The sequence below is a fragment of the Terriglobales bacterium genome (assembly GCA_035651655.1).
In the GTDB taxonomy this organism is placed as follows: domain Bacteria; phylum Acidobacteriota; class Terriglobia; order Terriglobales; family Acidobacteriaceae; genus DASRFG01.
Genome location: DASRFG010000019.1, coordinates 67,808 through 83,285, shown reverse-complemented (window position 1 = coordinate 83,285; position 15,478 = coordinate 67,808). Strand labels below are relative to the sequence as shown.

The following is a 15,478-nucleotide window of genomic DNA, read 5'->3' as shown; positions in this document are numbered from 1 at the left end:
CAAAGATGATTGTCCCAATCATATTGATCGGAGTGGTTACCGCCCTGGCAGTCTTCGCGATTTTGGTGAAAACCTGTGCCGGCGATCCCAACCAGGGCGCAGAACGGAACAAGGGAGACGTTCTCAAGTTGTTGCTGGCCAAATCGGAACGTGAACTCAACCAGAACCGAATAGAAGGACAACGAAACTGATCATTTCTGCGACGGTTCACTGCATACCGGTGTTCAATTCCCAGGCTTGAGCTGCTTTAGTCTTGGCGGCACATTGGATCGTGAAAATTGAAGCAAGCGATAGCAGAAGAAATCGTTTTTTTCATTGGCCTCTCTCGCCAACGTATCCTGCTCTCAGGCCGCGTTCCGTGGATAGTCGCGTACCACAATGAAGTCGAATTTCTTAAGCGTTTCCATATTGCGGGCTTCGGCCAGAAGCATTAACTCCTGAATTAACGCTTCCACTTGGGTGGGGGACATCTCGCGAGTTGCGGCCCAGAACTTCGGGGGATTGAGCCAGATCGGAGATCTTTCAGTTGCCGTCATCGAGAGCTCCTATTCAAATAGATGGCTGGTTAAAAAACGGAGTTGTCGTGCAGCAATCAGCAATTACGCCTGCGAGTTTCATTCTACCACTCCTGAGCTTTCCAAGGGATGGGGCCGGGTCATGATTCGGCTTTCATCTTTGGTTGATGACGGACGGTGTGGCCTTCGATCAAATGGAGCACCTCTTCAGCGAGATTCTGGGTGTGGTCTCCCGCACGTTCCAGAGCACCGCCAATCAGCAAGACGTTGGTCTTCAAACGCCAATCCTGCTTTGTGTCCGCTTCGAAATGACGCCGCACCAGCGAATGGTAAAGTCGGTTGAGGTCGCGATCGGCCCTGAGCACGGCGCCGGCAATTTCCGCATTCCTGTCCACAAATGCATGGTGAACCTTCACCAGCATGTCTTTGAGAGTGGCAGCCATTTCTACCAAAACGCTGCGGTCCCCCCCGCGCGGGATGCCTGACGCCACCCGCAATCTTTGCGCCGAGCCCATCAGCAGATCACCGATCCGCTCCAGGTCGGTAATAAAGCGGATGCAAGCGAGTAGCTCGCGCGCTTTCTGTTCTGACACTCGAGTGATGGCTGCCGGCATGTCCTCGTCAATCTGCCGCTCCAGTTGGTCGAGCTCTCTCTCGCAGTCCTTGATGGCGAGGAATGCCATTGACTCGGAGTTCTGAAACAGGTCAACCAGATTGGCGGCAGCATCCGCCGCGATCAAGAAGGCCTGCCGGCTCGATTGCAGCACCCGTTCCCTGAGTTTCTGAGCGTTAGGCAATCTCGGGCGCGGCATAGTCTTGGAATGATTGTAATGCTAGTTTAGGGAATACATTCGGGGGAGGCCCGGGTTGAGATCGTGAGATTCCTCACTCCCTCAGGAATGACACTGTCACTCCGAGCCGGCTTCAGCCGCGAGGCCAGCATCCGCCACTGTTCGAGGTGAATCAGCGAGGCATCACTTGCGACCGCAATACTTGCCACCATTTGGGTAGTCGTTCTCCGCAGCTTACGGGCGGACCGAATCCTGCTGGGCTAACCACTGCTGGGCCGATGAACTGTGAACTGAACGTGGTGGGGCTGCCACAAACTCCTATCGTGTCCACGACTGTGTTGGTGGCAGTATCGATTACCACAACCGCATTAGATGCGAGCGTTAAGAAAGCCCGTGCTCCGTCTGATCTCACCGCGATGGCGCCAGCGTCGCTATTTACTCTTATCGTTGCAATAATGGAATTCGTGGTGGTGTCTATTACTTCAACCTGATTAGCATTAAATCCTTCACCAACGTAAAGTCTCGACGCGTCTGGGCTGAGGGCCAAGATTCCGGGACGTCCATTCAGACTGATCTCACCTATAATGGTATTGCTCGACGTATCGAGAACATGAACCTGACTGCCGTCGGAACCACCTATGTAAGCCAGGGTTCCGGAAGGATTCACCACGATAGTAGAGGCGCCAGCCGTGGCATTCAACCCAACGGTGGCTATGACGGCATTGCTACCGGTATCAATTACAGAGAGCGTGCTATCACTATTCTCGACGTAGAGGCGGGTTTCTGCAGGGTTCACTGCCAGCCCCGTAGGTTGCCGGCCAACGGTAATTGTGGCGATAACGGCGTTTGAAGACGCATCGATAACCGTGACCGAATTATGCGGATCTTCGTTACCCCCGTTTTGTCCCACATAAACCCGCGTCCCCGACCGATTCACTGTTACCACGTAAGGAGTGGCTACTGCCACGTTTGTGACGCTGCCTGTAGTTGTATCTATGATAGAGACGTTATTGTCATTCGGATTTGTGACATACACTCGGCTGCCAGTCGCATTCACTGCCACGCAGAACGGATTGTTCCCCGCCGGAATTGTGCCCAATACTCTGTTCGTTGAGGTGTCAATTACGGACACAGTTCCAGCCTTAAAATTAGCCACATAAGCGAACGGCCCTTTTCTGACCCAGGCGGGCGGAGCTGAGAGCAAAACCAGTGGCAGCAAAAGAGATGAAAATAGAAGGCAGAGCACTCGCTGGGTCATTGCGTCTCTCCAGGGGACATGGGGGCTATGTCCGTTTCCTTGGGGGAACAGGGCTCGACATCTTGGATTCCCTGTTCTAGTTCGCTCCCAAGATAGGGTTCTATTCGCCTCTGGGAGTATGCACTTGCTCTGCGAGGGAACTGCTCTTCGGAGAGGCGACCTGGCGCGCATTCTGCGCCGGGGCTCTCCTTATGTCAACTTAAAACATTTCTCCGCGTCGCCAACTACGATCATTTGTCCCGTCTGGTGCTGAACTCAACCTCAGTCGCTCGCCCGATCGTGGTGGCCGCAGAACGCGTGATTTCCCGTATGGAAGGCCAAGCATTGCATGAGTCTAATCTCTTCTGTCATTGTTGATAACATCCCTTTTGACCAGTTGAGCTGGGCAAAACTTCTAAAGTGGTGGATAGGTTAACTTCTGAGTTTCTGAAAAGACAACTGGATCAAGTTTGGTCGGCCTTAGCGGACGATTTTAGAACTTTTCTGATATCTGGAACTGAGCCCTCGGAGGCACACGTCATTTAGCCGGTGAAATGGGGATTTCTCAGAAGTTGTCGAGAAGGGCGGCATCGCCTCGGCCATTTAGTTGTTCAAGTAGCTGACCCGCTAGCTTCGGTTCGCCGGGAAGATTTGAGCTTTTTGAGTCGTCTAGCAGATTGGGATCCTTGCCGATCCATTCCAGGGTCAGCTCTGCTGCCGTGCAAAGCTCTCCATTTCATTCTTCGCAATGGTCGTAAGCAAAACGTGTGCCTGTTCCTCCGCTTGTAGGATGGCGGATTTACCGACCTTGCTCTGGACCGATTTTATTGCTATGTCGATCTGCTCCCGGTCCTCAGGTGCAAGGTTGCTCTCTTGTGTTTGCAGAACGAGAAGCCATGCATAGGAGCAGATTAGGTCTTCCTTCACGCCATCACCCTCTCTCAGCCGGCGAGCAACTTCAAACTGTGCACCCGTTTCTCCCCGTTTTGCGGCCTCCAGAAACCAGCGATAAGCTTCTTCGGCATTGGCTCTGACGCCCTGCCCGGTGGCATACATCCAGCCGAGATTGTGCAGAGCTTCGCGGTCGCCGTTCTCGGCTGCTTTCTTGTACCACTGGAGCGCCGCAGCCAAATCAATCGGCACACCACGACCGACGCGATAACTATGGCCTAACTTATATTGGGCATCCACGTGACCTTGATGAGCTGCTTTGTCGTACCATTTGTTGGCTGTGGAGAAGCTCTGGTCTTCGCCAAGTCCGGCCTCATAGCAGTAGCCGAGCCGGTACTGGGAAGCTGCATAGCCTTCCAACGCAGCTCGCCGGAATAATTCACATGCCTGCCGTTCAGATTCAGGCTTCCCAGTCAGCAGAAGTCGGAGTCCCTCCGTATCCCAAGCGACGATTCTTTCCGGCGTGTTGGAGATACGGTTTTTCCAGTGTTCGGCGGGTGATCTCCCGCTCACCGCAGCCCAGACATCCGGGTCTCGCTTCAACAGGACGAGCGCTGGTATGTCCTCCGCTGCAAACGATAAATCGTGAATGCCCAACGGCCTGACCCGGGGGTGTGGGCTGTCGATGTCTTCAACGAGAAAGACATTGGTCCTCGACAAGCTGTATTTTGATCCCTGAACCTCGACGTCGCCATTATTCGGCCAGTACTTTAGGAGGATTTCTTCTCCCCCAAGGGACATCTGGATTTTGGCAGTGTTTCCATTCAGCTCCCATTTAAAATCTGTGCGCTGACTGTTCCAGCCGGCACGTCCTTCGAAGTAGACCAGCATCGTAATCAGTTTCTGGTTGTCGTCCGCTCGATGTGCAAACCACGCAGAAGCGTGCGTGAAAGAGATTGGGAATGCTCCAGCGCCCATCGGACGCGGCCATGATTGGGCTGATTGGGCGAGAGCCGCTGGAACCAGAAAACACGCCAAAGCTACAATTACCGACATTGCAATCTTTACCGTTCGCATCTGCAGTCCTTCAGGAGTGGATAAGGCAAAAACACACCGGAACCTCCAATTCACTGCTAGGGCAGCACTTTACGCCGAAGGGACGTTGAGTTCCAGAGGGCTCCCGCCATACCTTTTGAGAACAGCCTTTCTCATCAGTCAGCCAGGGCAAAAGCTCTGAAGTGACGGATAGGTTAACTTCTGAGTTTCTGAAAAGACAACTGGATCAAGTTTGGTCGGGGCGACAGGATTTGAACCTGTGACCCCCTGCGCCCAAGGCAGGTGCGCTACCAGGCTGCGCTACGCCCCGACTAAATAAAGGAAGGTCGCGCCGAGCAGATGAACAAGAAATGAAAATCCCCGTCCAACTCGGCCCGCTCTTCGATTATAACCGACCCCTTCGTCTGCTCCCTGCTCGTGCCGCCCTCGTCAATAGACCCCGTCCCCATCGCCAGAGGTATAATGCGATGCAGTCATGCAGCCCTTGCAATATGCCCTTGTGGCTTATGTAAAGGCTCCCGTCGGGCAATTCGTGGAGCGCTTGCGCCGGGAACTCCGTTCCACTCTGCCCCATTTACCCGCTCACATTACGATTTTGCCGCCCCGTGTCCTTCAGGGTTCAGAAGAACAAGCCCGCGAGATCGTGGAACAAGTCTGCAGCCAAGCCAGTCCTTTTGAAGTGGTCATGGGAGAAGTGGAGACGTTCGTACCGCAAACTGCCACTGTGTTTATCCGCGTTGCTCATGGCGCCTATCGGATGCGCGAACTTCACGACCAGCTAAACCACGGTCCTTTGCAGTTTCAGGAGCAATTCCCCTACATGCCTCACCTCACCATCGCCAAGTTGAGCAGTGCGACAGAGGCGAAAAGCGCACTACAGCTTGCCCAGGATCGCTGGTCTGAATACAGCGGCAACCGCCGCATTCTCATTGAAGAGCTTACCTTCGTCCGCGAAGGCCAGGGCAGCACATGGGACGACCTGGCGCCCGTCCCTCTCGGCGGTAACCTGGTAGCCAAACCGACGTCATACTGACCTTTTCCTGCCACTCGCAACTACTAGGAATCGCTTGCCCGAAAGCGAACCGCTCCCATTCATGGAAGCTGCCAGAGGTACATGTCCCATTTCCGTGTTGCGGAGAAAGGCCAACCCGATAAAACATTAAGGTCTGGGGGCAGCCAGACGAGCCTGGCCCTTGCCGGTGAGCGGCCCCTGAGCGCACACGACAGGACTGGAAATGCTGCCCTTTGGAGTCTACGGTTCGGGATTTTTGGCAACGGTAATTTCCGCTGGCCTGTCTGATTTCGGCACGCCCGTTTTCTGCTCCCACGATGATGCTGACCGCCTGCTGGGCATGGCCAAAGGCGCCATCCCGTTTCACGAAAAGAACCTGGAAGAAGTAATCCGCAGGAACGTGCGCTGTGGACGCCTGGTTTATTCCAGCGAAATCGAAAAACTCGCGGCACGATCGCAGATTATCTTTCTTGCCGAGGACAGCGCCAAAGGTATCGAGGAAACCGCGTTGCACGTGGCCCGGCTCATGCCCCGAGACACGATCATGGCGGTGGTCACGCCCGTCCCCGTCGGCACCGCAGCCGCTATTGAGAAGCGCTTCAAGGAAGCCGGCCTTTCGGTCACCGTGGTCTCACTGCCGATCTTCCTCACGGATGGCTGCGCCGTCGAAGATTTCAACTGCCCTGACCGCATCATCCTGGGCACTGAATCGCAAGCGGCAGTCAAGGCCCTGAAGCAGATTTTTCGTCCTCTGGTCATGCGCGGTGTTCCAGTGCTGGTTACCAATCATGAGACGGCTGAGCTGGCTCGCCAGGCAGATACGGCATTCCTGGCTACCAAGCTATCTTTTATTAACGAGCTTGCCGCTTTATGTGAGCATGTGGGAGCGGATGCGGTTGATCTGGGCCTGGCGCTGGGTTTGGACAAGCGGATCGGTCCACGCTGTTTGCAAGCCGGATCCGGCATCGGCGGCCCATTCGCAGAAACTGACATGTACTCCCTGAGCCAGTTGGCCGGAGAGCATCACGTTCCCTTGAAGGTGCTGGCAGCGGCGCGCGACGTCAACAGCTCGTTTTCTGACCAGATGGCCAAGAAGATTTGTGACACCTTGGAGAACATCACCGATAAGCAAGTAGCTATGATCGGCCTCGCCTTCAAGCCCAACACCAATTCCGTCGCGGGCTCTTCCTCCATTCGGCTGATCCGGAGTCTCATTGCTAGAGGCGCAAACGTACGCGCCTATGATCCGGTCGCTATGCCCGGCGCAAAAACTGAATTGGACGGCCAGATCAAATATTGCGATTCCGTGTACTCCGCGGTTGAGGGCGCGCACGCCCTGGTGGTGGGGACGGGATGGCCCGAATTTCGCAACCTTGATTTTCAGCGCATCCGGGGCCTGCTCAAGAGGCAGGTAATCGTAGATACCAAAAACCTGCTCGACGGCGCCAAACTGCGCGGCATGGGATTTCGCTACGTCGGCGTCGGCCGCTGAGGGCCGCTTTACCTCGGTTCGAATGCCTGTGGCCGGATACTATCGGGACCACTGCCCACAAGATCAAGAATTGCTTGCATGTTTTCAGGCGCGATTGTGAACGCCCTTTTTGAAGTTGTCGAGCATGTGATCGCAATTGCGCATAGTGAAGGCGACGATTGGCATAGTGGTGGTTTTGTCAGTGCAGCTTGGAAAAATACTTGCGTCGCAGATATAAAGGTTCGGAACGTCGTGGGTCTGTGCCCATTTGTTCGTGACCGCGGTTTTTGGATCATTTCCAAACCTGCAGACTCCGGTTTCGTGCAAACTGGTTCCGGGCCGGTTCGGCTGCTCGTCAGCGCCCCACATCTCTGCGCCCATCGCTTTAAAGAGATCGAGCATTAGCTGCTTTGAGTGTTCCCACATGAGGAGTTCGTTCTGACCCCATTGAAAATGAAACCGAAGCTGGGGAATGCCGAATATGTCTTTCTTCTCCGGATCAATGTCAACATAGTTCGTCGGGCTCGGAAGGGTAGGCGCCTGAATAAGAGAGCCGATCCCAGTAGGGTAGTAACGTTTAATGTCGCGCTTGAATGACGAGCCAAAGCCTTCGATCTGCCCGTAATATCCCGGGAACTCTCCGCAACCGCCTCCGATGTAAACCGAGTAGCCGCGGATAAATTTCTCTTCCCGCGGATTTTTCAAATTCTGCCAACGCGGCATCCAGGCCACGGTGGAATCGGCGATGTTGTCGGGAGTGGCCGGTTGGCCCAACAGGCGCGGCAGGTAGCCATATCCCGGGCTACCGTACAAGTGTTCGCAGAGATTGCGGCCAAGTTGTCCGCTGGAATTTGCAAGTCCTGTGGGCCAATGGCGAGACTTCGAATTTAACATGATGTGTGCCGTCTCAACGCACGAAGCCGCCAGCACGACTACTTTGGCATAGACCTCAACTTCTTTTCGGCTGAGACGATCAATATAGGCGACACCTTTTGCCATGCCGTTCTGGTCTACGATGACTTCGCGCACCAGGGCATGAGTCAGGAGCGTGAGGTTCTTTGTAGCTTCCGCCTCGGGGATTGTGAACCATGTGGGCGAAAAGAAAGCTCCGACGTCGCATCCACGACTGCAGTTCCCGCAGTAATGGCAGGGAGGATGATCATTGTGGGCGACGGTCAATTGGGCGCAGCGATCGGGCAGATAAGGTAACCCGAGTTTTTCAGCGCCCTTCTGAATAATGTAATCAATACAGCGCCAGGGCATCGGCGGCAGATACTCGCCATCAGGATTGCTTGGCCGATTCTGGATGGTGCTGGCCACGCCCATGTATCGTTCGGCTTTTGTGAACCAGGGTGCAATCTCTGCGTAATCCACCGGCCAGTTTTCACCGAATCCATCGAGTTCCGCGGCCTTGAAATCAATGTCACCAAAGCGGGCCGACGAGCGGCCCCAAAAATTGGCCTTGCCGCCGGTTGCCTTGCAGCGCTTCCAGTACCAATCCGTGCCTGGGGCATTGGAATACGCTACATCATGTTCAAACAGGTCTCTGCCATCGCTGTATTCTGACTCCTCCACCGAATAGGGCTCCTGGTGCGCTTTTCCCTTCAGGCGCAAGGGATCGCCGTATCCCCGATACTTCAAGTCGTAAACCTGCCGGTGGTTGCGATAGTCCACTTGTGGGTCGGTGCGCCGACCCGAGTTAACAGCACAGACCTTGAGTCCTGCTTCGCATAGGATCTTCATGGCGGTGCCGCCGCCAGCGCCGGTTCCCACCACAATCACGTCATACATATTGGCGGCCAATAGAAAATCCTCTCAGTGCTTGTTGGTTTGACCGGACGCGGCAGGGATGGAAGGTGGCGGAAGATGTGCATGTTCCGGATCGTCGGGATGGGAACAACCCGGCATCTTACCCCATACTGTCCGAAGCCCCGGATAGCCGAGACTTTGCAATCCAATTTTGGTGGTGTAGTAGCCGACAACCGTGTAGTCGCGCATCATCTGGAAAAAAGCGCGTCCCGCCTCTGTAGTGGGTTTGAATTTCGCTTTGTAAGCAAGCTCCTCCATCAGGCTGTTCTGCTGCTGCGGGGTAATGTCCATGAACTGTCCCCCGAACTCGGATTGGCTTCGGGCGTTTATCCAATCGAGACCAGCAATGAATTTGCTCTGCGCCTCATTGCCTATTTGAATCGCATCATCCGTGGAGCGAATGTCGCGTGAAGCACTCACGGGGACGCGATTGGCCACCATGAAATCAATGAACTCGGCAACCCCCGCTTTTTTGGCGCCGGGATGATCGTCTTCCGGAATAATCATCTCCGCGATATGGTCGATCATCCGGTAGTACTGCGGTGAAAAAAACAGCAGCCGGTACGGAGCTGGAGGCGGCGGTGAAGTTTGCGTGTGAGTATGACCCTCAGGGCAAGCGAATACCCACTTATTAAAGCCAGGGAATGTGGCCGCGACCGCGGCGATCCCGATGTACCGGAGAATCTCCCGGCGTTCCACTCCTTGGCCGCCCAAATTTCCTCACCCGTGAAAACCGTCTTCTGATCGCGGTTTCGTAGGCGGCTTTTTTACATCGCTCCGAATACAGTGTCAAGGCGTAAAATGCGGGCGGCGTTGCTAACCCACACGCATCCAATTTGATGCGGACCGCGAAACATTTCTAAGTACATGAACCTCTACCTCGGCACTTTCGGCCTCGAGCGACGGCCAAGATTCTTCCCGGCGATGATATCCGTAATGGTGCTGGCGTTCGTCGGCACAGCACCTGCGCAGACTTCAAGACGTCTCCTATTCAACGCAAAGAATCTTGACGGGTGGCAACAAGTTGGTCCCGGCTCTTTCATAGTAAAGGACGGCATCATGAAGACCGAGGGTGGAATGGGTATGCTGTGGTACACAAGAGAGAAGATTGCAAATGCCACCCTCCGCGTGGTTTTCAAACTCACCGCTAAGGAATCGGACTCCGGAGTCTTTATCAGGATACCGGAGAAGCCCACTGAGCCATGGATGGCAATCAACCGAGGGTACGAGGTTGAAATTGGCGACTGGCCGGACGACTACTCCTGTACCGGAGTTCTCTACACATTTACAAAAGCACTGGCGCGCTCCATCAACTCTATCGGCAAGTGGAACACGATGGACATAACGCTCGATGGACCGCGTACCGTCGTATATCTCAACGGCGCCAAAGTCACGGATTTCGCTGAGGGACAACCTGTGCCAGCGAAAGCTGCTGGCTCTCATGATCCTGATCGAGGACCGCGACCCGACTCGGGCTTTATCGGAGTACAGAATCATCCCGGACCCGAGGTTTACTTCAAGGAGATTTCGCTCACACCACTGTCGCAGTAATCTACTGAGGCCAGGTTCACTTACTCACTGTTCTAGGTGCGTCCCACCACCATCTCCTTGTCTTTCAGGTTCTACCAGCTTAAGGTAGCGTCGGCTTTGAGTGGACAAGTTGGCGCCGTTCTCCCGATAATCGATAATCGCTCGCAGAAGGAAATCACCGGTGGTGTCCGGGAATTTGAAATCGTTATAAATCGTTTCCTGCCCCAGCGCCGCGATTTTGAACTTTGCCGTTTGACTTGCTACGCGACTGCCACCCTTCGTCTCGAGGTCCAGAGTGAGTGTGCCCTCAATCTGCCGGTCCTTGTCGTTGACCAGCATCACGGGTAGCGTGCGTTGGCTTCGAGCCTCAATTTTTGGTTGCCAAAAGCTTAGGTACACCCCCAAGGGTGCAAATGCATTGCTCATGTAATCGCGGAACTCCGGATGAAGTTCCAGATTTTTTATATCGCGAAAATGGTCTGAAGTGTAACCGGCGGGATCGCTACTGGTGAGATACACAAAATGGAGGACTCCGGCGTATTGGCGGTAGGCGCGCCAGTACTCGGTAAGGCCGGCCAGCAGGTAGGCATTCAGAGCGAGCCTTTGTTCCGCAGACGAGTCCCTTCCGAGAAGGGCCGGGTAAAGATTTTTTGTAAGCTCGGTGGGCGCACCGTCGCGGTTCAACCAAAGCCAGCCGTATTCATTCAGTATGAGAGCATGTCCCGTCTGTGCGCCAGGAGAGATCCCACCCGGACTTTCAAGCGCTGTCATGCTGAACTCAGGACCGCCGCTTGCCATCGTCTGAAATTCGTATGGATGGTCCTCAACCGGATCGTCAGCGCCCTGCGGAGGGTTGTAACTGTTTTCCCAAGGCCGGCTTGAAAGGTCGAGGCCACGAACCGCCGGAATGATCTTCTCTCCGAAGTCCGGGTCCCAGGTTTCATTGTTTGCATCCCAAACCACAACGCTGGGATGATTCCAGTTATCGCGCAGCCATTCGCTGTACTCTGGGATCATCTCTTCAGTGTTGAAATGCACTTGGTTCTCGGGGCCATGCCAATCATGCCCAGTCCACACGAAGTATTCGTTCTGGATGAGTAGTCCTGCTTCGTCAGCGATGTCGAGCCATTGATCGGGGACGGGGCCAATGCAGAACCGAAAACTGTTCCAGTGCATCTGGCGCGGAATTTCGACAAGCAGTTTCCGCACCCAGGCCTCGTCCCACGGCAGCGTGCCTGATAGAGGGTCTTCGAAGAATCGGTGAAGAGTAATGTTTGATCCGCGCATGAAATAGGGGCGGCCGTTGAGATATGCCCTTTTAGTGGCTGTGTCGAAGCGAAACTCACGCATGCCGAAACGGGTGGTTGCACTATCGCCTCCGGTACCCGTTTCAAGCACATACAAGTTGGGCGATTCCGGGGACCACAGGCGTGCTCCGGGTAACCGCATGGTCTGAAGAACTATTTTGCTTTCGCCAGGAGCGAGAGTAATGTGCTTCGGGCTGGAACTCGCCACCGTGGTGCTTATCTTCCAGGCATGCACGCGCTGTGTCAGATCAAACGACGTCGGATGCTTTGCCAAGTTGTGCAGAGATGTCTGTACAACGATTGAGCTGTCTGCAACCTTCGGCGCCACCTGGACGTTTTCAATGGATGGATTGTCGTTAAGCGCTAGAAAAACGATGTCGTAGATGCCCGGAGTCCAGCGGATCTTTTCAAAGTCAGTGCCGGCGGAAACTGTGGGGGGCAGGACCCCAGGATGTGCTCCAACGCGAACTATTAATTCGTTACTACCGCGACGGATCGCCCTGCTGACGTCCAACGTTGCCCTCGTGAAGCAAGGTAGGTGATCGCCAATCTTGATGCCATTGAGCCAAATCGCAGTTCCGAACTGCGCCTTGTTAATGTGGAGAATGGCCACGCTTCGGATTGCGGAGAGTTCAAAGGTGCGGCGATACCAAAACCAGTTGCGTTCCTGTCGGGATACGCCGGCATTAGTGACGATGGCGCTCTCAGGAAGTTTGCCATTGCTGACCCGGTTCTGAATCAGCAACCGGCTGTCGAACTGGTCCACCTTTGGGAAGCCAGGCTGCGCAGAATGTGCGAGTCCCGGCACCGGCGCCTGGTGATTCCATAGGGACGGAATCGCATCAGCTTCTTTCGAATCCGCAATATCCCAAGTGCCGTCGAGTGAAATTGTAGTTCTCTCGGCGGCGCTCAAGCAGACTGGCATCGCGGCCGAGACCGCCAGCACAACCATCCACTTGAGAACGCGACCGGGGTGCATCCCTCGAGCCACAGGGTTTGAACCTGGAGAATCAGGCGTTGGCATTGCCGGGGGAGCACGAGGGGCGCGGCCTGGGCGCCCCTCGAAATTTATTCGCATTTCCACAACCGCATTTTGATTCTGCCACTATCGTCCGACTTCGCCTCCAAGAAAGAACAATGGCCCTCACTGCAAAGTGACAAGCACTCGAATGACTCCGGTTCCTGAGCGCAACGGGTCGAGGGCCTTTCCGACCGTCGCACCGGTCATGTGTTTCCGGTTGCTTCCTCTCATGGCGTAGCCGGGAAGAGGAGAGGTCACTAATAGATCCCCAACTAAGATCGAGCCATTCTGGGCTGTCACCTTGGTGGGCACGATGCCCGTAATCGCAACCGGCACATCGTCTGGATCTACGCGAGTTACACCTCCCTTTTCGGCGCCTAACACCGCGGGTCGGGTGGAGTAGACACCGATGATGCGGCGCGAATACTTCTCGTTGGTCTTCTCCACGCCCGTGCCGTCATTGGTCATGACGAGCACATCGCCCGGCTCGTACAATTTACGGGCGCCACGCGCGGGCAGTGCCTCCGCGAAGTCCGAACCGCTATGGAAGGTCCCGTTACTGTCGATGTGACACTTTTGCGTCAAGTCGGGACGGTGGCATTTCAAGAAGTCCGCCGTTGATGTGCTTGGTAGTACAAGCTTCACCACAGGATTAGTGTTGGTGTTGACAGTGTGTCCCAACCAAGCGACTTCGCCGTTAGCCCCGGAATTATGGACCTCGAGCGCGGCTAGCGTTGATGAAGACGCCGGTAAGGCATCTTTGATGAAAACGGCGGCGTTGTTGGCGCCGGTGGTGTTGGTCTGGAGCTTGCCGTTGGCTGCGACGCTGAAGGTTTCAACCGGAGTATTTAGGGAATCGTGAGTTCTCCCGCTTAAGAGCTTGCCTGCCAGGACGCCGTTGTTTTCGAATACTCCCGCCACAGCACCGCCACTCCCGCTACTTCGCGCATACATCCCGATGCCGTTCGGACTGTGGGTCGAGTCCGCCAGTACTGCAGTTGGGGCAGCTGGAAAGCTTGGGCCGAAGAAGCCTATCATTCCGAGAACGCCGATGCCGCCACTGGTGAGGTTGGAGCAGCAGCCCCCAAGGCCTACGACACCGATGCCAGTGGTGTTCGTGTCCGTTCCTTGGACACCCACACCGCCGCTCGCAGCGTTATTTGATCCATAGACTCCAAATCCACCCGGAACCGATGCCAACCCTTGTACCCCAAAAGTGCTACCGTTTGACGTGGTGCTGGTCGCTTGCCCGAATACTCCGCTGCCAGAGTCAGTCATGCCTGATACTCCGGTAGAAGCCCCGGTGCCCTGCAAGGTTCCACCGGTGAGATTCCCACCGCCGTCCACGGTAAGCTTCTCGACACCGTTGTTCCGCAGGCTAAGAATTTTGCCACCCGCCAGATTGTCGAATCGCCCGGCCGTGCCGTTTGCGCTGAAAACCGTCCCGTACACCCCAGTCGGCGTGCCCGTGGTCGAACGGCCTTCTCCTAAGAGCGCAACCCCGCTGGCACCAAAGGCGCTCCCATGGATACCCACCCCTGCGCTTCCCGTCGCCACTCCCCGAATGCCGCGGCCGTTCGGCCCCACGGCGTCCCCCCTGAGCCCGTAGCTCAGCCCAGCGCTGGTGGAGGTGGCTTTCCCATATACTCCGATCCCGGTGGCGCTGCCGGTCTGGCTGACGATGCCATTGTTCGCAGGAGCGCTGGCGCTGATCGCCACCCCGGTGCCCAGTTGTGTGACAGAAACGACTTGGTCGGCCGTAGTCGCCGAGAAGTCGGTCGCGCCCGCTGGGGTTGCGGCGGTTGGAGAAGAAGACTTTGTGGGTGATTTCGTGCCACTGGCCTGCTTCATCTGGGCACGCACCTGAGTCCGCACCTGCTCGTTGAGCTGTTTGGACAACACAAATTCGGAGACCGACTTCCCAGCCAGCTTCTCGGCTTCATGGGCTTTCAATGCATAGGGCACGCTGACCAGCAATACTCTGGGCTGCTCCGGCTGCCCTTCCACCTGCACCCCCAACCAGCGAGCTTCACCCGAGGTAAACAGATCCAGCGGGAGTCCCTCCAGCTTGCTGGCGCCCAGCATCACGCTGTAGTGGCCGCCAGGACCTAAACGTGCATTCTGCGTTTCCATCCACAGTGCTGCTCCGCCCTGCTGCTGCTTGTATAGAGAAAAAGTAATTCCGACAACTCCTTTGTCAGCGCTATCAATCACCGCCCCGGAATACCTCATTAGCCGAGGAACGCTGACCACGATTGCTTTTGGTGGTTGCTGAGCGAGGACTGATGTGGTGCAGCACAGAAGTAGGGACAGGCAGATGGTGATACGCGTCACGTGACACCTCCTCAGGTGCTGTGAAAAATGAATCTCAGGTCTACAAGACGAAACTGGCAGGATCTTCAACCAGCGCGAACCAGCGCGGGCCTCAGGACCCCGATAGTGCGCGGCATTCTGCGTAGTTCGGAACGCCTTGTCAAGATGCAAGTTTTTGCAACTTCAATGAAGGAATATCGCCTGCGGAAACTTGAGCGGAATTAACGTGCGAGCATCCTCGTGGGGAGGGGAAGAAAATATGGCAACAATGCTAAGGCCTGATCGTCCGGTGTCTAATAGGGTAGTCTCAACAATATGCTTCGATACGCAGCATTGATTCTTGCAGTTATCGTTGCTGTTTCTGGTCCAGCATTTCCCAGCGATTCTGGCATCCGTCAGATTGAAATCAAATCTTCTTGGGGCGGCTTGGGCAGACCGCAGAATACAGAGTTGGTGGTCCGTCACGACAACGGCGAGTACCGCCTCGGGAGTAGGAGAATTGACCGGGCTAACGTGGAATCGTTG

The 15,478-nt window shown here is 55.4% G+C and carries 12 protein-coding genes and 1 tRNA gene; 4 read left to right on the top strand and 9 right to left on the bottom strand.

Annotated features, from left to right (window positions below; genetic code table 11):
* The first annotated feature begins 5 nt into the window (after positions 1 to 5).
* Positions 6 to 191 (top strand): hypothetical protein, encoded by a 186-nt coding sequence (locus VFA76_07810; GenBank protein ID HZR31742.1) that lies wholly within the window; start codon positions 6 to 8, stop codon positions 189 to 191.
* A 153-nt stretch (positions 192 to 344) separates the two neighbouring features.
* Here the strand turns inward: VFA76_07810 and VFA76_07805 are convergent, their stop codons facing one another.
* The 5 genes from VFA76_07805 to VFA76_07785 form a co-directional block, all read right to left on the bottom strand.
* Entirely contained in the window at positions 345 to 536 is a 192-nt protein-coding gene (locus VFA76_07805) for a hypothetical protein (protein HZR31741.1), read from the bottom strand.
* Between the two features lie 119 nt (positions 537 to 655).
* On the bottom strand, positions 656 to 1,312 hold the full coding sequence (locus VFA76_07800; protein HZR31740.1) for a PhoU domain-containing protein: 657 nt from the start codon (positions 1,310 to 1,312) through the stop codon (positions 656 to 658).
* Between the two features lie 166 nt (positions 1,313 to 1,478).
* On the bottom strand, positions 1,479 to 2,564 hold the full coding sequence (locus tag VFA76_07795; GenBank protein ID HZR31739.1) for a hypothetical protein: 1,086 nt from the start codon (positions 2,562 to 2,564) through the stop codon (positions 1,479 to 1,481).
* Positions 2,565 to 3,248: 684 nt separating this feature from the next.
* Positions 3,249 to 4,511: a tetratricopeptide repeat protein gene (locus VFA76_07790; protein ID HZR31738.1), complete on the bottom strand. Its 1,263-nt coding sequence runs from the start codon at positions 4,509 to 4,511 to the stop codon at positions 3,249 to 3,251.
* 212 nt (positions 4,512 to 4,723) lie between these two features.
* Positions 4,724 to 4,800: transfer RNA gene (locus VFA76_07785), tRNA-Pro, on the bottom strand.
* Between the two features lie 165 nt (positions 4,801 to 4,965).
* Between VFA76_07785 and VFA76_07780 the strand changes: the two genes are divergently transcribed.
* Both VFA76_07780 and VFA76_07775 read left to right on the top strand, forming a co-directional pair.
* Complete coding sequence (locus VFA76_07780) at positions 4,966 to 5,523, top strand: 2'-5' RNA ligase family protein (protein HZR31737.1); 558 nt, start codon at positions 4,966 to 4,968, stop codon at positions 5,521 to 5,523.
* Positions 5,524 to 5,725: 202 nt separating this feature from the next.
* A complete protein-coding gene (locus tag VFA76_07775; protein HZR31736.1) occupies positions 5,726 to 6,994 on the top strand; it encodes a nucleotide sugar dehydrogenase in 1,269 nt (422 codons plus the stop codon).
* 84 nt (positions 6,995 to 7,078) lie between these two features.
* Here VFA76_07775 and VFA76_07770 read toward each other — a convergent pair whose 3' ends face one another.
* On the bottom strand, positions 7,079 to 8,776 hold the full coding sequence (locus VFA76_07770; GenBank protein ID HZR31735.1) for a GMC family oxidoreductase: 1,698 nt from the start codon (positions 8,774 to 8,776) through the stop codon (positions 7,079 to 7,081).
* Positions 8,777 to 8,788: 12 nt separating this feature from the next.
* Positions 8,789 to 9,496: a gluconate 2-dehydrogenase subunit 3 family protein gene (locus VFA76_07765; protein HZR31734.1), complete on the bottom strand. Its 708-nt coding sequence runs from the start codon at positions 9,494 to 9,496 to the stop codon at positions 8,789 to 8,791.
* 153 nt (positions 9,497 to 9,649) lie between these two features.
* Here VFA76_07765 and VFA76_07760 point away from each other — a divergent pair, with 153 nt between their 5' ends.
* Positions 9,650 to 10,333 (top strand): DUF1080 domain-containing protein, encoded by a 684-nt coding sequence (locus VFA76_07760; GenBank protein ID HZR31733.1) that lies wholly within the window; start codon positions 9,650 to 9,652, stop codon positions 10,331 to 10,333.
* Between the two features lie 24 nt (positions 10,334 to 10,357).
* Here the strand turns inward: VFA76_07760 and VFA76_07755 are convergent, their stop codons facing one another.
* Positions 10,358 to 12,598: a glycoside hydrolase family 2 TIM barrel-domain containing protein gene (locus VFA76_07755; GenBank protein HZR31732.1), complete on the bottom strand. Its 2,241-nt coding sequence runs from the start codon at positions 12,596 to 12,598 to the stop codon at positions 10,358 to 10,360.
* 165 nt (positions 12,599 to 12,763) lie between these two features.
* Positions 12,764 to 14,974 carry a hypothetical protein gene (locus tag VFA76_07750; GenBank protein HZR31731.1) on the bottom strand — a complete coding sequence of 737 codons (2,211 nt, stop codon included), beginning with the start codon at positions 14,972 to 14,974 and terminating at the stop codon, positions 12,764 to 12,766.
* Positions 14,975 to 15,478: the final 504 nt, after the last annotated feature.

Excerpts from the sequence above, each read along its gene's own strand:
- VFA76_07775 (HZR31736.1), top strand. The coding sequence starts at position 5,726 with ATGCTGCCCTTTGGAGTCTACGGTTCGGGATTTTTGGCAACGGTAATT.
- VFA76_07810 (HZR31742.1), top strand. The coding sequence starts at position 6 with ATGATTGTCCCAATCATATTGATCGGAGTGGTTACCGCCCTGGCAGTC.
- VFA76_07760 (HZR31733.1), top strand. The coding sequence starts at position 9,650 with ATGAACCTCTACCTCGGCACTTTCGGCCTCGAGCGACGGCCAAGATTC.
- VFA76_07805 (HZR31741.1), bottom strand. The coding sequence starts at position 536 with ATGACGGCAACTGAAAGATCTCCGATCTGGCTCAATCCCCCGAAGTTC.
- VFA76_07755 (HZR31732.1), bottom strand. The coding sequence starts at position 12,598 with ATGCACCCCGGTCGCGTTCTCAAGTGGATGGTTGTGCTGGCGGTCTCG.
- VFA76_07780 (HZR31737.1), top strand. The coding sequence starts at position 4,966 with ATGCAGCCCTTGCAATATGCCCTTGTGGCTTATGTAAAGGCTCCCGTC.
- VFA76_07790 (HZR31738.1), bottom strand. The coding sequence starts at position 4,511 with ATGCGAACGGTAAAGATTGCAATGTCGGTAATTGTAGCTTTGGCGTGT.
- VFA76_07795 (HZR31739.1), bottom strand. The coding sequence starts at position 2,564 with ATGACCCAGCGAGTGCTCTGCCTTCTATTTTCATCTCTTTTGCTGCCA.